We start from the raw sequence: 20,172 nt of genomic DNA on the forward strand, positions 1-20,172 counted from the left end.
GATTCACTTCGCCGCAGCGCTGCCAACAACTACCCGGGCTGCGCTGGCGCCGGCGTCCCCCGTGCCTCGTGCACAAGCCGCCAGTCGAGTCCTTCCAGCAGCGCCGACAATTGCGCTGCCGACAGGCGCATCACACCGTCCTCGATCTTCGGCCAGCGGAAGGTCCCATCCTCAAGCCTCTTGGCGAACAGGCACAGGCCCGTTCCATCCCAGAACACCAGCTTGATCCGGTCCGCCCGCTTGGCCCGGAACACATAGACAGCTCCCGAGAATGGATCTGCACCCATGCTCTCGCGCACCAGGGTCGCAAGACCCTCCATGCCCTTGCAGAAGTCTACCGGCTTGGTCGCCACCATCACCCGGACCGCACCTGACGGACCGATCACCGGCTCACCTTCAGCGCCTGGACAATCGACGCAATCATCGCCGTATCCGCTCCACGACCGGCTCGGATCGTGATGCCGTCCACTTCAATCTCGATGATCCCGCTATCTGCCTTGCGCACCGTTTTGCGCTCCCGGTGAGCACTTGACGCCGGTACCACTGCGTCCACCACCGCCGGCACAAACTGTACTTCGTTAGCTTCGGAATGACCGCCTGCTGCTTCTCGCAACTGACGTCGCCAGCCAAACAGCTGCTGCGGCGACAATCCATGCCGTCGAGCCACGGAACACACCGAGTCGCCACTCGCCACGATCTCCGCGACGATCCGCACCTTGTCCTCGTCGCTCCACTTCCGCCGACGACCGGCTCCGGTGAAGACCTCGAGCCGCCGCACCGGCTCCGTGATAGCAGTATGCACTGTGTCCATTCTAAGCCTAACGGTCGAAACCGAACCGCAGACTCGCAGATCACACCGTCATCCGGTAGGTGGCCGCTGAACAGCGCTTACGAACGATGAGTTGTGGGCGCTCCACACGAGGTTGATCAGATCCTCGCCGCGAGGGTGATTGCAGAAAAGCGCGAACTCGAAAAGCGGCTCGCTCAGCTCAGCCAAATAGCGAACTCGAACGGACCGGCAAAGGACTTCCCGGCGAAGCACTAAAAATGCGAAAGCCGGCCTCGAGCGGGAACCCCGGGGCTTGTTAGATTTATTGATTGAACAAATTAACCCAATTTAATTTGTTTAGAGTTCGTAGGGTGTTTAATTGGAATTCTAGAAGAGGGGGGCGTCATGTCCTCATACCGGCGCGAATTTTCGAAGACCTGCGGAGAATTCGCTGCCGTAACTCCTCCGGCCATAACGATGCTGCGATCGACCCACGCGATTCGCCGCGTCTGGCGGGGGTCGGCAGGACACCGAGAATACCATCATCACGAGCGCGATGAAGATTAACTGATGGTCGCCAACCGGGGCGCGGCCTTACAGCTCCATCTTTTCTCGCGGCAAAATCGGTGGGTGCGCGGGCTTGAGACCTGCCGTACGTCGCCACGCGGAGAACCCGGCCATGAGTGCTCTCCATCATCTCCAGAGTTCCCCGGTGGCTCTGCCATGGGCCGATCCCTTCTGATCGGCCAAGGGACCGGCGCGCCCGTGGGCTGATGCTGCTGCCGATCTTCTTCGTCACCGTTTCGAATCGCTCGCTTCTCAGCTCGCCGAACTGGAAGCGCTTCGCGAACGAGTGCTTGAGGCTGAGCAGAAACTCGACCCGAGATACAACTGATGAAAAGGGGGGTCGGGCAGAAGTGAAGCCGCTCGAATAGAGCTTTCTTGCTGCGACGCATAAGTCCGCGATCGCCCGTAGCTGACCTTCACGGCGATGCCGGCTGAGGGCCGCTGATGACCCACAGAAGACGTGGGCTGTCTCGTTGGCAGCCTCTTTTCATGTCAAATCTCGGCCCTCTCTAACCCTCAAGTCTTCAAAGTCAATCGTGGCTGCCGCCTGGGTTTGATCCGGATTGAGCTCAGCAGCGTTGCGCCAGCGATCATCAGCAGGATGCCTGCGAGACTGAGCGCGATCTGCATTGCAAGACCATTCGAGATGTCGACCAGCGCTATTTGGCTGGCGAGCGCCAGCAGAACACCGAGACAATAGATTGCCAGCGAGTTCTCCCCACAGCGGATCGCTGCGCGCATCAGCGGCATCGGCAGTCCTTGCCAATTGCGAGGTACGAGCCATACCGCCAAAATCGCAAGCGCCAAAAAATGCAGCAGCCGCAAGGGGGCGAGATCCGATTTGTCGACTTGGTAAACCACCACATTGGCGAGCGCTTGTGGGACCAGATCTTCCAGTATGGTGAGCCACCAGCTCAACGCAACGATCAGGCTAAAAGTCAGATAGAGAACTGCAAGTACAAGTGCCATGCGACAGGTCATCCAAGGTCCGACTCCCTTGCCCGCAATGACACACCAGGCGCCGAGCACAACCAGCAACTGCCAAGCCAGCGGGTTGAAGAACCACGCGCTGTCTGGCCATGCCGGGACGGTCCAGCCGAAGACGTGCACCAGCACATAAAGCAAGAGCGACGCGCCGAGTGTCACGTTCGGCGCTCGCAGCAGCAACCACAATAAGGGTGCAAACAAAAGATGATAAACCACGAAGATCGGCAAGACGTCGGTATTGACCGGACGGTATTGCAGGATCGCTGCATGCGCGAGCGCCGCACCCGGATGTTCCAGCAAAAGGCGCGTGTTGCTCTCGTCCGCGATCCTGCCACCGCCGCTTAGGTAGACCATGATGGCGCAAGCAACGGTGAGCAGTAGAAATGCGGCATAAATATCCCAGCTTCGCCACAGCGTACGGGTGATGACGCCGGGCCAACCGTCGCGCGAATGTGCGCTGCCGTAAGCCAGTGCGCAGGTCACCCCGGAGACGAACATGAATACTTCCGCGCTATCACTGAAGCCGTAGTTCCGAAGCGTCAGCCAGCTTCCGATGTTGTTGGGGAAATGATTCAGAAAGATGCACCAGAGCGCGATGCCGCGGCAAGCATCGATGCGTAGGTCGCGGCCTGGCCCTTTCGGCTCCGGCAGCGCGCCTGCCAATGGCGGATGCAGACTGCGCAACACCTTCGCATTGCGCTCGATTTCCGCCAGCGTCCGGCGAATGTTAATGTTCAGCGCAGTCCGATGCTTGTCGAGGTCGACAGGCCCGTCATTAACGGGATACGATCGCAGCGGCTCCCGAGCGTTGGACAGATCGATCGAACTGATGGCCACCATCTCGACGAAAGAGCTGCGGGGTGGCGGCGCAGGCACCATCATCACGGTGGCGACGGGCCGAAAGGACGGAAATGATAATCCTTCCATTCCTTCCATTAATTCTTCGTCGGTAATCACTTCATACGAGCCAGCCGGTAATATACGCTCGAAGCTTGTGATCCGAAATGGGCTCGAACTCCACCGTTTCACGTCGCGATCGGGTCATCGTCATGATCATCCTCGCACGTTGGCGAGGACGCGCCGGGACAGCGGATAGCAGCTGGCATATAGCGGCGATCTCGCGGGTGCTGAACGCTCAATGACGAGGCTATTCCGCACTTCGGGCGAAAGCGGTTCCACTGCAAACCGAAACCGGAAACTCCGCCTCGGAGCCTTGCGCGTCCGGATTAATAGTTATCGAATATTCGTTGCCGTCCCGGCAGCCAATGCGCCAAGCATCGACCCCAGATTCGCTGCCGCCTTGATACTTGGTCCGAACAACAGCACCACAGGCCTGCTTTCTATTCTTCAAAACGGACGTCCAGAAAGCGAGATGCTTAGCCTGATCCAGTGCAAGTATCCTCATCGTTCTTTTGTTAGCGGCGTGGGCCGTTCTGAAAGGCTCGGGAGCTACGACCTCGGGTGGCATGGCTGTTGTTGTAGTGGCAGCCGCATTTCTAAAATGCAGATCGGCATCCAGAACAAACCATAGGCCGGCGAAGCTCGCGACAGCCGCCAAAGAGAGAATAGGCGATCGCTTCATCATGTCTCTCCCTCCCGGAGATCGAGACATTGGTGGCCATCGCGGCGTCGCGAAGGCCCGAGAAACTTAACGAAATATGGTACTTCGTGAACGGCACTGATCGCTGCAACCGCCCAGAAACTGAGCCCTAAATTTTGATAGGTAGTGGCACAGCGGGGATGTCGCAGCTGCGGCAGCGGGTTCAAGCAGCGGCACTGACGTGTCGCGAAAAGATGCCAAGATGAGGCTGACTGATACCTTTTGGAGCCGCGTCAGCTCGGCTCGAACCTTGCGTGTCGTTGCGTTGCCGAGCGAAGATCCTAGCAGCAGATGTCGGATTCGGCCCCACGCGACCTAGTCGATCGCAAGAGCATGATCTGATCAACGGCAAACACAACTCACGATTTATGAACGCGCGGAGGTTTCACACAACCGCCGGGGCATCGAAGGGCACCGGCGCGCGAGACTGGCTCAGATCGCATGACGCGCAGCACGAGAGAAATGTCTCTATCCTGGCCCGAGGGCGAAGATCGCGATGGCGTCCACCACGTCAGCAGCCGAGGCCAGACCGGACGTGGTTCCGACGCGGCCAAAGTGACGCGATTGACCCTGGCTGTGTGAAAAGCCACGAGTCGGCTACCATTCCTCCGTTTCCTGATTGGGGGATACGGATGGGACGCTTCGTTGAAAGCGCGGACAGATCCCAGCTGACGCTCTTGCCGGACTGCCTGGAGGATTGGGTAAGCGAGGACAACGCGGTCCATGTGATCGATGCGTTCGTCGAGGCGCTCGACCTGCATGGACTGGGGTTTGAGCGTGTGATCGCCAAGGAGACGGGCCGGCCCTCTTATCATCCGGCAGTCATCCTGAAGCTTTACATCTACGGTTATCTCAATCGGGTGCAATCCAGTCGCCGCCGGGAACGTGAGGCTTGCCCCAATATCGAGGTGATGTGGCTGATCGGCCGCCTGGCTCCCGATCACAAGACAGTCGCCGACTTCCGGAAGGACAATGGCGCGGCGGTCCGGAAGGTTTGTGCGAAGTTCGTTGCCCTATGCCGGCAAATGGGCCTGTTGCAGACCCCAAGCGTCGCAATCGATGGCAGCAAGTTCAAGGCGGTGAACAACCGCGACCGCAACTTCACGCATGCCAAGAGGGTGAGGCGGATGGCGCAGATCGAGGAAAGCGTCGGTCGACATCTGCGTCAACTCTATAGCGCCGACCGGCAGGAGCCATCGGAAGCGATCAGCATCAAGACGACGAGGATCAAGGAAAAGATCGCTCGGCTGAAGCAGGAGATGAGGCGCCTGGAAGTGCTTAATGCGCAGATGTGCAACACGCCGGATCAACAGATATCGCTCACCGATCCGGAGGCCCGTTCGATGGCCACCAGTGGACGCGGATCGGGTGTCGTCGGCTACAATGTCCAGGTCGCGGTAGACACCGAACACCATCTGATTGTTACGCACGAGGTCATAACCGTCGGCAACGACCGTGGACAGCTTGCTCGGATGTCGAAGCAAGCCAAAGAAGTGCTCGAAGTGGACCAAACTCGAGCAGTCGCCGACCGTGGCTACTTCGATGGAGAAGAGATATTAGCCTGCGAACAGGCTGGCGTTGCAGTCACCTTGTCCAAGCCCATGACGTCCAACAACGCCAAGGCGGAGGGCCGGTTCGGCAAACAGGACTTCGCCTACCTGCCCGATGAGGACGTCTACCGCTGCCCATCCGGCCAGCTGCTGCCCTATCACTACCCCAATATCGAGCACGGAATGACGCTGCGCCGTTACTGGTCGACAGCAGCGTGCCAAGGCTGCGCGATCAAGAGCCAATGCACGCCGTCAAAAGAGCGCCGCATGACGCGCTGGGGGCATGAGCATGTGATCGAGGAGGTCCAGAGACGGCTCGATTCCAATCCCGACGCCATGCGGACGCTGCGCGAGACGGTCGAGCATCCCTTCGGCACGATCAAAGCCCGTGGGCGCGACACACTTCCTGATGAAGCGCCTACGGAATGTAGCCGCCGAGATGGCTTTGCACGTCCTGGCCTATAACCTCACTCGGGTGATGAACATCGTCGGCAAACCGAACCTGATTGCAGCTATCCGAGCCACCTGAAGGCGGGAAGTGCGTCCAAAACCGACGCGGCGCGTCGCAATAACCACCTCGGCCGGTTACGTATCCTATGGCGATTATCGTCAGCAAGGGTAACGAGATCGCGTATGCCTTTAGTTCGGAGTCTTTCAAGAATCTGGGCAAGCTGGCGTTCTTGCGAAAAGGGCGCTCCTTTACCCACCGGAGCGACGCAGAGGTTCAACGCCGATGCGGCGAATGTCTTTCGTGCTGAACGCGCGGTTGGCGAGACCGACTTGGCTACATGGTTCGGCGCGCCCAGTCGGATTGCGCTTGACGAAGAAATCATCGGCCTTGGCAAATACGGCTATACCTTGACCGTTTTGAGCAGCGAGGCGTTGCCCGAAGACCCTCTCGATGAGGGGGATGAGGAAGCTGAATTGGAGCGAAGCTGGACACCGCACTTCGCTTACGGCCGGTAATCAGATTCGACCATCAGCAGGCTTAAGCAGCGCAAACTCGCCGCTCCGGACTATTGGGAAGAGAGATCATGCCCGATCGGCACAACGATGGCTGCATCTATTGCGGAAGTCCGGGTCCATTCACTGCCGAGCACGTGGTCTCGGCCGGGCTAGGTGGAGACGACAAGACTTGGCTCTTGGATGACCTCGTCTGCGGAGTGTGCAACACCGATATCTTTTCGAAGCTGGAAACCAAATTTCTACGATACAGTCGAAGTCGCCGCGATGCCGCTGCGCGCGCACCGCCCTCATCGCGGATGACCTGAAAACCCGCGTTTAGAGAGAAGCCGCCGCCTTTGGCTATCCTCGCGAGCGCTAGTTCTGAATAGCGGGTCGTGAAACCTTTGGCTATCCGCGACAGGCGCCGTAACTGACGGCGGGCGACGGTCTCTCCCGATGCAATTGCTTACCCGGGTTATCGTTCCGCCGACCTTGAGGATGCCTTCGTCCCGCTCCGCGCGTCGGGAACGTCCGTCCCAACCGGTCCATTGGTAGGCCATGGAGAAACTCTACCCGTTCCTGTTCGATCATCGATTGCCAACGCCGATCCGGTATCTGATTGCCGGCTCCATCATGCTGGTCTGCGCGGCGCTGCAGGCCGGTCTGCAAGCGCAGGCAGGCTTCACGGGATTCTTCCTGCTGCTTCCAGGTGTCTTCCTGTCGGGCCTCCTGTTGGATCGTGGTTCGGGTCTTTTGGCTGCCGCCATCGCGATGGGCGTCACGCTCTACCTGAGCTACGCCGGTCGCTATGGAATGGGTTTCTGTTGCCGTGCGCATTGTTCTCCATCACTGCAGTAGGCGTTGCTGTCGTGGCGGAGGTCATGCGCGGCGAAACGAAGCGCGTGCTGCAGGCGGAGCAGGCCAAGACGCTGCTGCTGGAGGAGATGGCCCATCGCACCAAGAACAATCTGGCAATCCTGAGTGCGATGGTTCGCCTTCAGGCGAGGAGTGGCGAGCCGGCTTGTGCGGAGGCCATGGAAAGCACGGCTCGACGGATCCAGGTCATGGCCGAGGTCTACGACCACCTATCCCCCAAGGAGGGGTCGCGGTTGGTCGACATGCGACGGTTCCTGTCCGAGATCGTCGAAAAGGTGTTTCAGTCGCTATCGGCGGATGGCCCCGTCGCGTTTCAGGTGATTTGCGATGACTGCTTCCTATCAAATCGAGAGGCTCTTGCGATCGGCATCATCACGAACGAGTTGGTCACGAATGCGCTCAAATATGCGTTTCCTGACGGAAGATCAGGTCAGGTCGTCGTCGAGTTGAAGTCATGCGAGGTAATCGAACTGTCCGTTCGCGACAACGGAATTGGCGCGACGGCGAGTGGGCAGCCCGAGGGTCTCGGCTCTCGCATCCTTTCGTTGCTCGCGCAGCAGCTTGAGGGCACGTTGCTGTTCGAGCGGCTCGATCCCGGCGTGCGCGTCGTGCTGCGGGCTCCCCGAAAACCTTTATCGCCCGGCTAATGCGGAAGGAGTGCCACTGCGACGGATGCCGGAGGAATGCCTTTAGCTCAACTGCCCGGCCCTACTCCTGGCTTCATCTTCGGCAGCACCCGAGCCGCAGCGGTCTATCCGGGAGACTGTGCCTAGAACCAGGTTGCCTTGATGGAATGCTGCCGTCCGTCCGACCTCGGCCGGGTCCCCCGCTGCTTTGAACGCCGGCCTCAGCACTCCACACGATCCCGCGGGCCTGGTCGATTTGTGTTTACGCGGTAGCCGCCGCCCGTCCCGCGCCAGTGATGCGGTATTCGATATCTCCGGATGGAAGCGGGTCGGTTTCCACGAGACCCAGCTCCACGAGTCGCGCAACGATCTCATGGTCGAACATCGGCGGACTGACCCAGGATTCGCCGAGGAGCCTCCTCAGAAAATCGCGCTCCAGATCAGTCAGTTCCATCCTCGAACTCCGCTCGCCGACTTCTCGCAACTCGCATTGAGGCCGCGTCGCCCAGGCCGGGCCCGGCGGGGAGAACAAACTTCGCAGCAGCGCGTGCCAGGAACGGAGCCATCGTGGTCCCGTTGATTCCAGAAGACAACATCCAGGAGGTCAACATGGCCATGGAAGATCGCGAGACGTTCAGCCTCATCGGAAGCGACAAGGTCGAGGGCACGAACGTGTACGGGCCGGCGGGGAAAAGGTCGGATACATCGAGCGCGTCATGATCGACAAGGTCGGCGGCAAGGTATCGTACGCGGTGCTCAGTTTCGGCGGCCTGCTCGGCATCGGCGACGATCACTATCCGCTGCCCTGGCAGGCGCTGAAGTACGACACCAACCTCGGCGGCTACGTCACCGGCATCACGCAGGACCAGCTTCGCGGCGCCCCCAAATACGCCAACGAGAGCAGTTGGAATTGGAGCGACCCCGCGACCGCGCGTTCCGTGAACGCCTACTACGGTGTGCCGGTGGCTTGAGGCGGGCACGGCACTCGTGGGCCAACGCACCCGCCGTCATGCGAGACGACCGCCTTCGGTCGTCGAGGAGACTTGAAAAGTGAGTAATGCCGTTCGTGTTCTGGTCGTGGAGGATGAAGCTCTGATCTGCAGCTTCATCGAGGACGCCTTATCGGACGGCGGCTTCGAGGCCTGCTCGGTCCATTCGGGGGAGGCGGCCCTGTCCACCTTTCGCGAGGGCCGCGAGGGATGTCGAGCGCTGCTGACGGACGTCAACCTAGGTAGCGGCATCAGCGGATGGGAGCTGGCGCGGCAGATCAGGGAAATCACGCCTGGCTTTCCCGTGGTCTACATGACGAGCGCCAGCGCGCCAGACTGGGAATCGCAAGGCGTCGCGGACAGCGTCCTGATCGAGAAGCCCTTTGCGCCTGCGCAATTGGCTGCCGCCGTCTCGCAGCTACTTGATACCGGAGCCTAGCCGTTATGCCAAACTAAGGAACGAACCGTCCCGCCGGCATCCTCGCGACATTCGGCCGCCGGCCGCCGTGGGCCTTTCACAACAAGGTCCTTCCGGTGCTTGGCGGTCCCGCAATGGCCGGGTAATCGACATACCCTTCTGGTCCTTGCGCAAACCACGTCGCTTGGTCGTCTGCCATGAAGGGCAGGCCTTCGGCGGCGCGGAAAGTCGGGGTTGGAGATGAATGGCCGGCCAAAGCTGACGGCATCGCCGATACCGGCGTCGATCTCCGCTTGGGCGCGGGCGGCATCGAAGTCCGAATTGAGGATCAGCGGCCCTTTGTAGGCTGGACGGATTTGCCTGGCGAGGGAGCGAGATAGCCAACACCGAAGGTTCCGGTGAGCGGTGGCTCGCGAAGTTCCAGATGCGCGATGCCGATACCGGATCTGGGGCTGCCGCGATGAACAGCGGGAGCGGGTCGCTGTCCCTCACTCCTTGCGTTTTGCCGTTGGGCGAGAGGCGCACGCCGGTGCGATCGGCGCGCCGACGGCATCGGCCACGGCCTTCGTCACTTCGACGAGCAACCGGATGCGATTGGCGATCGAGCCGCCATAGGCATCGTTGCGGAAGTTCGAACTGTCGCGCAGGAATTGGTCGATAAGGTAACCGTTCGATGCATGGATCTGCACGCCGTCGAAGCCAGCGTCGAGCGCGTTCACGGCAGCGGTCCGTAATCCGACAGAATGCGCACTAAGGCACCGCGCCGCCGTGTAGGGCTGCCTGCCGGCGTAGGTGTGCGCATGGCCGGGCGCGGTGGTCACCGAAGCCGAGACAGGCTGTGCGCCGTCGGGGAAGCTGGGGTGTACAACCCGTCCCATGTGCCAAAGTTGCGCGATGATTCGCCCGCCAGCCGCGTGGACCGCATCGGTCACGCTTCGCCAGCCGGCAACCTGCTCCGCTGTCCAGAGTCCTGTGGCATAGGGCCAACCGAGGCCTTGCCGCGAGACGCCGATCGCCTCGCTGATGATGAGTCCGGCAGAGGCCCGCTGTGCGTAATAGTCGACCATGATCGGCATCGGCACGTGCTCGCGCGTGCCGCGGGCGCGGGTCATTGGCGCCATCAGGATGCGGTTGGGCGCTCTGATTGCGCCGAGCTGAATAGGATCGAAGAGACTTGGCATGACGCCCTTCCTGTCCGCGAGAGGGCTGATCAGACGAGGCGGGAGCCGCCATCGATGTGGAGGGTTTCGCCGTTCATGAAGCCGTTGCTCATCAGGAACACCACGGCGGCGCCGACTTCTTCGGAGGTGCCGAGCCGATGCAGCGGCAGCTTTTCCTTCAGCGTCGCAACGTAGGCATCGCGTCCCTCGCCGAGCGTGCGCGCGAGCAGCGGCGTATCGGTGGTGCCGGGAGACAGGGTATTGACGCGGCGCGGCGCCAATTCCAGCACCAGACCTCGGGCCAGCGCTTCCATCGCAGCGGAGGCGGAGGCGAGCACGGCCGTGCCGTAGGCATTCGGACGATCGGCAAGTACGCCCGAGATGAAGGTGACGGAGCCGTCGGCGGCGAGACGGTCGCCCAACGTGCGCAGCGTGTGGACCGCCCCCCATACGCGCTCGTCGAAGGCGCGGCGCAGATGGCCGACATCCGCCTCCAGCACTTTCCCGGCGACGAAGGTTCCGGCGAGCAGCACGAGATGATCGACATGGGGGATGTCGGAAAGCGCCGTGCTGATGGTCTCTGGCTTGGTCACGTCGGCAGAGCGCCAGCCGGCAAATGCGTTCTCGGCGGCGACACGCTCAGCGCCGGTAGGGTCGAAGCCGACGACGATCACGCGGGCGCCGGCCGCCTTGGCCTGTTGGGCGGCCGAGAGGCCGATGCCGGAGGTGCCGCCGAAGACGACGACGCTGCGGTCCTTGAGCGAATTCGAAGCAAAGCTGGTCATGGCTGTCGGTCCTTCCTGAGGCGACGCCCTCTGCGGTGCAGCTGAAAAGGACCCTACTTCACGGATTTTGGGTTGATAATCCGGCTCATCTTCGCTTTTATCATTCCATCATGGCACAAATCAGCCTCGACCGCCTCACCGGACTCATTGCCTTCGCTCGCGCCGCATCGCTCGGCAGCTATACCGCTGCCGCCCGGGCGGTCGGCGTCTCTCCCTCCGCCGTGAGCAAAAGCGTGCAGCGGCTGGAGGTGCACCTTGGTCTGAAGCTCTTTAGCCGCACGACCCGCTCGCTGACGCTGACCCCGGAAGGGCGCGATCTGCATCAGCGCGCGTTGCGGCTGATTCAGGAGGCGGAGGCGATCGAGCAGGCCGCGGTCGCAGCGCGGTCGGAGCCGGCCGGCATGTTGAAGGTGACCGTTCCTCTGCCGATCGGCGTTCACATCGTTGCACCCGCCCTGCCACGCTTTCGCGAGCGCTATCCCAAGCTTTCCGTTGACCTGCGCCTCGGCGACCAGTTCGTCGATCTGATCGGCGAGGGCGTCGACGTGGCGATCCGCGTCGGAGACCTCAAAGATTCCCGGCTGATTTCCCGACAACTAGCGCCGCACAGTATTTGTGCCTTTGCCGCGCCCGGTTATCTGGCGCGGCGTGGCGCGCCGCAGCGTCCCGAGGATCTCACGAAACATGAGTGCGTGAACTTCCGATTCCAGAGTTCAGGTCAGGCGTTCCGCTGGCCCTTCATGAGGGGTGAGCGTCCGCTGGAATTCATCCCGGACGCCGGCATTGTCACCGATAATAGCGATGCCGTAGCCGCCGTAATCGCTGCGGGAGGCGGCATCGGCATCACGCCCAGCTTTGTTGCCGCGCCCTATGTGAGACGAGGGGAGCTAGTTCCGCTTCTGAGCGAGTTTTTGCGGCCGCGCTCCAGCATCATGGCCCTCTGGCCAGAGAGCCGGCGGGGCAGCCCCAATGTGAAGGTCTTCATTGCCCATCTCGCAGATGTCTTCGCATCGCCGACGCCGTGGGACGCTGCGGTGATGCAGTTTGCCGATCCGTCGTAGCTCGCCACGTGGGTCGTTCTCAAGCCAACCTCGACGAGGCGAACGGCAGCATCACGCCAGGGCCGGCGACATCGAAGCCGAGCGCGCGCGCCGCCGTAGAGACGCGTTCGCGCAAGCCGCAGACGCTCGGGAAAGGCATAAGGAGAAGCTGGACGCCGCTCTGCGCCGCGCACAGGAGTAGCAGCGGCCGGAAGAAGTTCACTCCGCCTTGGGTAAGCGTCCTTTGCCGCCGCACTTCGCGCAGCGGCCCGGAAAGATCCTGCGGCCGGGCGCGATCTCGCGCGGCGGCTGGCGCCCGGTGCCGTTACAGGCGCGGCACTTGATCTCAGCTGAGTTGCCCTTCGTGATGCCTCGCCGGCGAGGAGCGTCGAGGGCGGGGTGGTGCGCGGCGGCGGCAAGGGCCGGGCGCTTCCGCCGGGTTTAGGTCGTCATGACGGCTCTGGTCTGACTCCGAGCCAAATCATGCCTTGTTGTTCCAACTCGGCGACGAGCGCTTCCGGCGGGGACGCGGCCGCCGGTCTCGGCGGCCTTACCGGTGCGAATCGCGGTGGATCGTGGGGTCGTCGCTTCGCGCGGGTTTGTCCCGATGGCGCTGGCGACCGGCACCGGCGCCGAGGTCCAGAAGCCGCTTGCGACCGTCGTGATCGGAGGCCTCTCAGGGCCACCCTTCTGCGCTCCTCCCGGCTCGCTATGCGCGGTTAGCTATTCCGAGATCGATCAAATCGCCGCAGCGACTCGCGCCAGGCCATCGTCCACGACCGCTCAGCAGCTGGCCCGCGGGGCCGGAGCAGATCCGGAGCGCAAGCGAAGAGCCATTGCTGTTGTTGTACTTTTGGTCGAGCCGCAGCGGGCTGGACCATCGCGAGGCGCTCGCTGGTGACCGCCAGGACCGCGGCCGAATCCCGCAAAGCCCGTCCGACGGTGGATAGGACCCCGCTTGAGCGCGAAAACGGAAATCGCGAGCCGGAAGACGCCCGGGGCGCGTGGACGCGCCAGGCGAGGCGAGGATCGCCGGCAGAGTGGCGTTGTCCCGTTGAGGCGCAACCCAACCAGCATGGGCGGGCTTAAAGATCCGAGCGCCCGAAACCGCATTCATTCGAAGAACCACTCGTCGCGGAGAAGGCGCGCCTCGCCCGCCAGGCGGAGGCCCTTCCTCCCGGTCCCGCCAAGGAGAAATTGCTCCAGAAGATCGAGCAGATCGAAAGGGTCTCGCGCATCGACAAGTGGCTGTCTTCGCCCGGCTTGCAGTCGCCCGCGCTGACGTCGATGAAAGATATCCAAGGACATCTAGAAAAACTTCAGGTGCAGACCGCCGAGTGCGAAATGATCCGCGACCTGGCGACCGATCCGAAGAAGCGCGAGCTGTTCACCCGCTTGGCGGAGCACTTCAAAACCCTCGCTGCGGAATTGGAGGGGGCGCTGCTCCGCGAGGACGATGCCTTTCCAAGTCGGGAAAGGCAGCCGCTTTCCGACGGGAAAGACGTCCAAGAACGCGGGCGATCATTCTTCGCGCTCCGCCGCATTGTTGAGCTTTTTCGCGGTCCCGCCGGTCCTCCGGAGCGAGCTCCATGACGGCCCGGTGCTGTTCGGCCGGAATCGTGAGAAGACTGTCGAGCGGCTTGTCCGCCCATTGCCAGAAGCGGTCGAAGGCGTCCATCACAGATCCTTCCGCAGGCCCTTGAAGAACTGGTGGCGGACTTTCTCCTCCGCCGACTGGGCGCGGTACTCGATTTGCGCCAGCAGCTTGGGCTCGACCGGCACACGCCTGGCGCTCGAAGCCGCAGGCCAGCGCTTTGCAGTCGCCTATGACAGCACCCCGTTATTCGAAGTAACGGGCAACGCGTGCGCAGAGCCCGGCGGCGTCGGATACCAAGGCAGACGCGTGACGCGCTTCGATTTGCTGACGCTCACGCCACTGCCGTGACGGGCAGCCGCCCGGGATGCGATCCAATCGCAGAAGGCTGATCAACGCGATACAACACGGACGCGTTGCTATTCCAGTTAAAATCGCCTAATTGTTTGCTGTGCAGCATGGCCTTCTACAGCGCCTTCGCCAGGTCGCCAGAACAACCATGTTCATGGCGATATCGGCGTTTGTGTTTCAAGGCGCCCTGATTGCGATTTCCCAGGCGAAAGCTGCCGTGGGCGCAATGCCCGAGCCTTCGGTCACCTTGAGCGGTTCCGTGCATTTCCATGACCAGTTGGCCGGTCATGTCCATTCGCACGACGGCGACAGTTCCGAAGGCCATGTTCACGATGGGCCGGACCTCGACGATGATGGTGGTCCGAGCCTGACCTGGAGCATATTTGGCACCTCCATCGCGTCGCCCGAATTGTCTGTTCTGGCAAGCCCCTTCGACTTGCCTGGTCCTGTCGAACTGCCGGTCGTGCGGGCCATCGATGGTGTCAGGCCCGACGGTCTGATCCGACCACCAAGTACCCTCAGCATCGCGTAATTCGGGCGGCCTTACGGCCGCCGCCGTTTCGCATGTCTGAAGGGATTTTCGATGTTTACGATACAGTGCTGCCCGAAAGGGCGGCTCGCGCGGCTTGGCATGGCGGGCCTTGTATGCCTGGCGAGCCTGATCCTTGGCGCCGCCGGTACTGGTGCGCATGAGGGACACGACCACGGAGAGGCTGACAAATCGCCCGTGGTGTCATCCGCATATCCGAGGGTCGCTGCGCGATCCGAGCTTTATGAAATCGTCGGTATTGTGAAGGGCGGGCAGCTTTCGATCTACCTTGACGATGCCATCACCAACGAACCGGTTACGGATGCGATCTTGCAGGTGACGATTGGCGAATCGGCCGCCATCGAGGCCACGAAGGCCGGAAACGGGCTCTACACAGTTGCCATCGCGGATCGAAAGCCGACTGGATCGGTCGAAGTTATCTTCGCGGTGTCCGCCCAAAAGGGCGACGATCTCCTAGTGGACTCCCTCACCGTCCCGCAGACGGCCAGCCCGCTTCAGAAGCATGAGTATGGCCCGCTTTCCTTCAGTCGTCGCGTGGTGGCATTTGCCGTCGCTGCTGCCGGCTTCGGCCTGCTGTTTGGTTATTCGATAAGGTCGGGCCGCAGAATTGCGGCGACATTCTCGGCAGTGGTGTCGGCGATATTCGTTGTGCTCGCCGCAACGTCGTTTGGCGAAAGCCAGACCGGAGCGAACTCCGCTGGTCCACCGGAACCGCCGGCGCTGAGCGATGCGCCGAGACGTCTGCAGGACGGCTCCGCCTTTGCCGCCAAACCGACCCAGCGTTTGCTTGATGTCCGCACCGCCGTCGCCGAACCGCAGACGATCCGCCCTGCCGTCAACCTGATCGGCCGCGTCATCGCCGATCCAAACCGTAGCAGTATCGTGCAAAGCATCTACGGCGGCCGCGTCATTCCCAATGGCGGCGCCATACCGCGCATCGGACAAACGGTCGCCAAGGGCGACGTACTCATCCAGATCGAGCCGCATTTGCCGGTCGCCGACCGCACGACGATCCTCGAGAAGGTCGGCGAGATCGAGCAGTTGATGGCGGTCACCGAGAACAAGCTCCGGCGCTTGCGCCCATTGGCGGAGCGCGGCGCCGTGCCGCAGGGCCAGGTCAACGACCTCGAAAGCGAACTGGAAGGCTTGCGGGCGCGCCGCGATACCGTTCGAAATTCCCGCACCGGCTTTGAGGAGTTGCGCGCATCCACCGATGGCATCATCACCGCGGCCAAGGTCGTGCCAGGGCAGGTCATTCAGCCACAAGACGTTCTGTTCCAGATCGCCGATCCCATGAGCCTTTGGGTTGAAGCACTGGCCTATGAGAACATCGGGCTGAAGGCCCCTGAAGCGGCGACGGCGATCACGCATACCGGCGACAGTATTGCGCTGTCCTATGTCGGAACGAGCCGCGCATTGCGGCAGCATGCGTCCGTCGTTCAGTTCGCCATATCGGAGCCGCCGACTGGCCTCAACATCGGCCAACCGCTCAACGTGATGCTTCAGAGCGGCGCGCCCGTCTCCGGCCTGATCTTTCCGCGCGACGCCGTCGTGCGAAGCAGCAACGGCGAGAACATCGTCTGGCTGCACACAGCGGCCGAGCGCTTCGAGCCGAAACCGGTTCGGGTCCTGCCGGTGGACGCGACGCGCGTGATCATCGCGGCCGGCCTCGACGGCGGCGAGCGGGTTGTCGTCCGCGGCACCGATCTAATCAACCAGATCCGGTAGGAGCGCGCATGTTCAAGCTCATCGTCACGGCAAGCTTGCGAAATCGCCTGTTCGTGCTGGCGGCCGCTGCCGTGCTTATTGGCTATGGCCTGTTCGTCCTACCCAGTATTTCCGTTGACGTCTTGCCCGACATCAACCGTCCGTCCGTCAACATCCTGACCGAGGCCGAAGGACTCGCCCCACAGGAGGTTGAACAGCTTGTGACGTTCCCGATCGAGACGTCGATGAACGGCATGCCCGGTGTCATCCGTGTCCGCTCGGTCTCGGGCGTTGGGCTCTCAATCGTCTATGTCGAGTTCGACTGGGGTGTAGACGTCTACCGCGCCCGGCAGTTCGTTTCTGAACGGCTGGCGCTGATCCGCGAGCAACTGCCGTCCGTCGTCAATCCGCAGATGGGGCCGGTGACGTCCATCATGGGCGAAATCATGCTGATCGCTCTTACCAGCTACGGCAGAGCCTCCCCCATGGAAGTTCGCGAGATCGCGGACTTCGTTGTCCGCCCGCAGTTGCTTGCCATTCCCGGAGTGGCCCAGGTGATTCCGATCGGTGGAGAGGTCCGGCAATACCGGGTAACGCCGAACATCGCGACCATGCAGGCCCTCGGCATCACCCATGACCAGATCGAGCAGGCGGTGGCCAGGTTCGGCACCAACAGCGGTGGCGGGTTCGTGGACCAGCATGGCCGCGAATATTTGATCCGCAATGTCGGCCTCACCAAGCAGATCGAAGACCTCAGCAACACCGTCGTCACCACACGGGATGAACAGCCAATCCTGTTGAAGCAGGTCGCACAGGTGGATTTTGCGGCGCGCACCAAACGCGGCGACGCCGGATACAACGGGAAACCGGCGGTGATTGTCAGCGTTATGAAGCAGCCGGCGGCGGATACGGTCGCCTTGACCCGGAATATCGAGACGACGCTCGGGGACTTGCAACGGACCATGCGGTCAGGGATCAGCGTCACCAACGTTCAATTCCGTCAAGCCACGTTCATCGAGACCTCCATCCACAATGTCCAGCGGGTTCTGGTCGAGGCGGCCATCGTTGTCGCCGTGGTTCTCATCATTTTTCTGATGAATGCACGGGCCGCGTTCGTTTCGCTCACAGCCATTCCGCTATCGATCCTCGTCACCGCGCTGGTGTTCCGGGCGTTCGGCCTCACGATCAACACCATGACCCTCGGCGGCCTCGCCATCGCCATCGGCGAGCTGGTCGACGATGCCGTGGTGGATGTCGAGAACATCCTGCGGCGCCTGCGGGAGAATGCCGCTTCAACCGCGCCGCGGCCTGTTCTCGAAGTGATCGCCCAGGCGAGCCAGGAAGTCCGCTCCGGGATCGTCTATGCGACGATGATCATCGTCCTGGTCTTCGTGCCGCTGTTCGCGCTACCAGGAATCGAAGGGCGGTTGTTCACGCCGCTCGGCATTGCCTATGTGGTGTCGATACTGGCTTCGCTGTTGACCTCGGTAACGGTGACTCCCGTCTTGTCCTATTATCTGCTTTCCGGGCGTGCTCATTCGGGCGACCGCGAAAGCGCGGTCGTGCGAGGGTTGAAGCAGGCGTACCGACGTCTGCTTGGCTGGGCATTCGAACGACGAGGTCTTGTGCTCGGTTCAGTCGCGGCTGCGGTCGTGGTGGCCTTCTACGCAGCGAGCCTCATGCCACGCAGTTTTCTGCCGCCCTTCAATGAAGGGACGCTTGTTCTGTCGCTCCAGTACAATCCCGGCATTTCGCTCGCGGAATCGCATCGGCTCGGATTGCTGGCCGAGCAATTGCTTGCCAAGGTTCCGGAAGTCAAATCAGTCGGGCGCCGCACCGGTCGCGCGGAGCTTGATGAGCACGCCGAGGGCGTCCACTACAGCGAAATCGATGTCGATCTCATCCGGTCGAAGCGCGACAAGGCGGACATCTACGCGGACATCCGAGAAGCGCTTTCGGGACTGCCGGCGTCTGTTGCCATCGGGCAGCCCATCAGTCACCGCCTCGATCATCTGCAGTCGGGTATCCGCGCCCAGATCGTGCTGAAAATCTACGGCCAGGATATCGAGACGTTGCGGCGACTGGCCGAAGCGTCGCGCCAGCGCCTCTCGACAATTCCGGGCCTGGTCGATCTTCAGGTCGAGAAGCAGGTCCTCATTCCCCAGGTGCGGGTCCAGGTCGATCATGCCCGCGCCGCTCTTCATGGCCTGACGCCGGCCGCCATCACGCAGGCGCTCGACACGCTGTCCAACGGCCGAAAGGTGTCCCAGATCGTGGACGGCAATCGCCGCTTTGACGTGGTGATGCGCCTTTCCGAGCAGGATCGCTCGACCACGGGACTGCAGAACCTTCTGATAGCCACCGGCCTTGAATTCGTCCCGCTGAGCGCTCTGGCGGAGATTGTCGAGACGGATGGCCCAAACCAGATCCAACGTGAGGGCACTCAGCGCAGAATCGTGGTTTACGGCAATGGTGACGGCCGCCGCGACGTCGCCGACATCGCCGCCGACACCCAAAGAGCGGTCCCGCAACTGGATTTCCCGCAGGGCTACACCACCAGCCTCGAGGGCGCATTCCAGGCGCAGCAAGAGGCCTCCTGGCGCATCGGAATCCTGTCGCTTGCATCGTTCGCGATGATCTTCATCGTTCTCTACAGCCGGTACCGATCGATTGCCCTGGCGCTCATCATCATGGGCGGCATCCCGCTGGCGCTGATCGGCAGCGTGGCTGGTCTGATGATCGCGGGTCAACCGTTGTCGGTTGCATCGATGATCGGCTTCATCACGCTTGCGGGCATCTCCGCGCGCAACGGCATCCTGAAGATTTCCCATTACATCAATCTTGCCATCCACAAAGGTGAGCGCTTCGGGATTGGCCTGATCGTGCGGGGCAGCATGGAGCGCCTCAGCCCCGTTTTGATGACGGCACTTTGCGCCGGACTCGCGCTGACCCCGCTTCTGATCGGTGCGGACGAACCGGGCCGTGAAATCCTGCATCCCGTCGCCGTTACGATCTTCGGTGGTCTGCTGAGCACCACGATCCTCGATGCCCTCGTGACCCCCATCCTGTTTCTGATGCTGGGCAAGAAACCGCTGGACCGGCTTCTGTCCGAGCACGCCGCAACTCTAACACCCGCGGAAGCCTATTGATTCCGCATCATCCGCCAAAGGAGCCAAAATGCGAAAATACATCTTTCCAGCCGTGATCGCCGTGATTGCGGCCATGCCTCAACTTGCTGCTGCACAGACAAAGGGCAGCAACGGTGGCCGGGTCGTCAAGTCGCAAGGACACCCGATCGAGTTCGTGCGGAAGGGGCTGGATATCGTCTTCTATGTGGGGGACGATGACGGGTCACCGCTTTCGACCAAGGATATGCGAGGGCGCGCAACGATTCAGGACGGCGGCAAGACGGTCACGGTTCCGCTCTCTCCAGCCAGCCCGAACCTAATGACTGGAAAACTTCAGACCGAACTCACGCCAAAAGCGGTCGTCGTCTTTTCCGGCAATCTGCATGGTCATTCGCTAACGGCCAGATACACAATGGAATAGGGCGGTTGCTCTGAAAGGCTCAGCGCATGCAGCTGAAGCAATCAGCGGTTCTATGGCCAGGGATACTGTTGGCCTTCGGGTCGGCCATCCTGTTGAGGAGGCGGTCCGC

Annotated in this window: 17 protein-coding genes and 4 pseudogenes; 13 read left to right on the top strand and 8 right to left on the bottom strand. The window is 61.8% G+C overall.

Features of this window, described 5'->3' with window-relative positions:
- Positions 1-29: 29 nt before the first annotated feature.
- From tnpB to IVA81_RS10875, 4 genes are all read right to left on the bottom strand, one after another.
- Complete coding sequence (tnpB, locus tag IVA81_RS10860) at positions 30-386, bottom strand: IS66 family insertion sequence element accessory protein TnpB (RefSeq protein WP_247316056.1); 357 nt, start codon at positions 384-386, stop codon at positions 30-32.
- Complete coding sequence (locus tag IVA81_RS10865) at positions 383-811, bottom strand: transposase (RefSeq protein WP_247316058.1); 429 nt, start codon at positions 809-811, stop codon at positions 383-385. The genes tnpB and IVA81_RS10865 overlap by 4 nt, the downstream gene beginning before the upstream one ends.
- 1,041 nt (positions 812-1,852) lie before the next feature.
- On the bottom strand, positions 1,853-3,208 hold the full coding sequence (locus IVA81_RS10870; RefSeq protein ID WP_247316135.1) for an OpgC domain-containing protein: 1,356 nt from the start codon (positions 3,206-3,208) through the stop codon (positions 1,853-1,855).
- Between the two features lie 262 nt (positions 3,209-3,470).
- Positions 3,471-3,908, bottom strand: a complete 438-nt coding sequence (locus IVA81_RS10875; RefSeq protein ID WP_247316059.1) for a hypothetical protein — start codon at positions 3,906-3,908, stop codon at positions 3,471-3,473.
- A 647-nt stretch (positions 3,909-4,555) separates the two neighbouring features.
- Here IVA81_RS10875 and IVA81_RS10880 point away from each other — a divergent pair.
- The 4 genes and pseudogenes from IVA81_RS10880 to IVA81_RS10895 all read left to right on the top strand — a co-directional run bounded on the left by IVA81_RS10880 (position 4,556) and on the right by IVA81_RS10895 (position 7,941).
- A pseudogene (locus tag IVA81_RS10880) lies at positions 4,556-6,002 on the top strand (IS1182 family transposase).
- 104 nt (positions 6,003-6,106) lie between these two features.
- Positions 6,107-6,439, top strand: coding sequence for a hypothetical protein (locus IVA81_RS10885; protein ID WP_247316061.1), 333 nt, complete (start codon positions 6,107-6,109; stop codon positions 6,437-6,439).
- A gap of 537 nt (positions 6,440-6,976) precedes the next feature.
- Positions 6,977-7,276 carry a hypothetical protein gene (locus IVA81_RS10890; RefSeq protein WP_247316063.1) on the top strand — a complete coding sequence of 100 codons (300 nt, stop codon included), beginning with the start codon at positions 6,977-6,979 and terminating at the stop codon, positions 7,274-7,276.
- A 23-nt stretch (positions 7,277-7,299) separates the two neighbouring features.
- Complete coding sequence (locus IVA81_RS10895) at positions 7,300-7,941, top strand: sensor histidine kinase (protein ID WP_247316065.1); 642 nt, start codon at positions 7,300-7,302, stop codon at positions 7,939-7,941.
- A 241-nt stretch (positions 7,942-8,182) separates the two neighbouring features.
- Here IVA81_RS10895 and IVA81_RS10900 read toward each other — a convergent pair whose 3' ends face one another.
- The gene (locus tag IVA81_RS10900) at positions 8,183-8,374 is read right to left on the bottom strand and encodes a hypothetical protein (RefSeq protein ID WP_247316067.1); all 192 of its coding nucleotides are present in this window, start codon (positions 8,372-8,374) and stop codon (positions 8,183-8,185) included.
- Positions 8,375-8,529: 155 nt separating this feature from the next.
- Here IVA81_RS10900 and IVA81_RS10905 point away from each other — a divergent pair.
- Positions 8,530-8,891: pseudogene (locus tag IVA81_RS10905) on the top strand (PRC-barrel domain-containing protein).
- Between the two features lie 79 nt (positions 8,892-8,970).
- The gene (locus tag IVA81_RS10910; RefSeq protein ID WP_247316069.1) at positions 8,971-9,348 is read left to right on the top strand and encodes a response regulator; all 378 of its coding nucleotides are present in this window, start codon (positions 8,971-8,973) and stop codon (positions 9,346-9,348) included.
- A gap of 467 nt (positions 9,349-9,815) precedes the next feature.
- Here IVA81_RS10910 and IVA81_RS40655 read toward each other — a convergent pair whose 3' ends face one another.
- A complete protein-coding gene (locus tag IVA81_RS40655; RefSeq protein ID WP_346659387.1) occupies positions 9,816-10,508 on the bottom strand; it encodes a hypothetical protein in 693 nt (230 codons plus the stop codon).
- Between the two features lie 29 nt (positions 10,509-10,537).
- On the bottom strand, positions 10,538-11,272 hold the full coding sequence (locus IVA81_RS10920) for an SDR family oxidoreductase (protein ID WP_247316071.1): 735 nt from the start codon (positions 11,270-11,272) through the stop codon (positions 10,538-10,540).
- Positions 11,273-11,382: 110 nt separating this feature from the next.
- On the opposite strand from IVA81_RS10920, the gene IVA81_RS10925 reads away from it, so the two are divergent.
- The 3 genes and pseudogenes from IVA81_RS10925 to IVA81_RS10935 all read left to right on the top strand — a co-directional run bounded on the left by IVA81_RS10925 (position 11,383) and on the right by IVA81_RS10935 (position 13,905).
- A complete protein-coding gene (locus IVA81_RS10925; protein ID WP_247316073.1) occupies positions 11,383-12,333 on the top strand; it encodes a LysR family transcriptional regulator in 951 nt (316 codons plus the stop codon).
- 559 nt (positions 12,334-12,892) lie between these two features.
- Positions 12,893-12,988 (top strand): annotated as a pseudogene (locus tag IVA81_RS10930) (efflux RND transporter permease subunit); the annotation flags it as partial.
- 521 nt (positions 12,989-13,509) lie between these two features.
- Positions 13,510-13,905, top strand: coding sequence for a hypothetical protein (locus IVA81_RS10935; protein ID WP_247316137.1), 396 nt, complete (start codon positions 13,510-13,512; stop codon positions 13,903-13,905).
- 84 nt (positions 13,906-13,989) lie between these two features.
- On the opposite strand, the pseudogene IVA81_RS10940 reads toward IVA81_RS10935, so the two are convergent.
- Positions 13,990-14,100: pseudogene (locus IVA81_RS10940) on the bottom strand (DNA ligase); the annotation flags it as partial.
- A 305-nt stretch (positions 14,101-14,405) separates the two neighbouring features.
- Here IVA81_RS10940 and IVA81_RS10945 point away from each other — a divergent pair.
- From IVA81_RS10945 to IVA81_RS10960, 4 genes are all read left to right on the top strand, one after another.
- Positions 14,406-14,789, top strand: coding sequence for a hypothetical protein (locus tag IVA81_RS10945; protein ID WP_247316075.1), 384 nt, complete (start codon positions 14,406-14,408; stop codon positions 14,787-14,789).
- Between the two features lie 99 nt (positions 14,790-14,888).
- Positions 14,889-16,535 (top strand): efflux RND transporter periplasmic adaptor subunit, encoded by a 1,647-nt coding sequence (locus IVA81_RS10950; RefSeq protein ID WP_247316077.1) that lies wholly within the window; start codon positions 14,889-14,891, stop codon positions 16,533-16,535.
- 8 nt (positions 16,536-16,543) lie between these two features.
- The gene (locus IVA81_RS10955) at positions 16,544-19,663 is read left to right on the top strand and encodes an efflux RND transporter permease subunit (protein ID WP_247316093.1); all 3,120 of its coding nucleotides are present in this window, start codon (positions 16,544-16,546) and stop codon (positions 19,661-19,663) included.
- A gap of 28 nt (positions 19,664-19,691) precedes the next feature.
- A complete protein-coding gene (locus IVA81_RS10960; protein WP_247316094.1) occupies positions 19,692-20,063 on the top strand; it encodes a hypothetical protein in 372 nt (123 codons plus the stop codon).
- The last annotated feature ends 109 nt before the right edge of the window (positions 20,064-20,172 follow it).

The sequence above is a fragment of the Bradyrhizobium sp. 141 genome (assembly GCF_023074055.1).
In the GTDB taxonomy this organism is placed as follows: domain Bacteria; phylum Pseudomonadota; class Alphaproteobacteria; order Rhizobiales; family Xanthobacteraceae; genus Bradyrhizobium.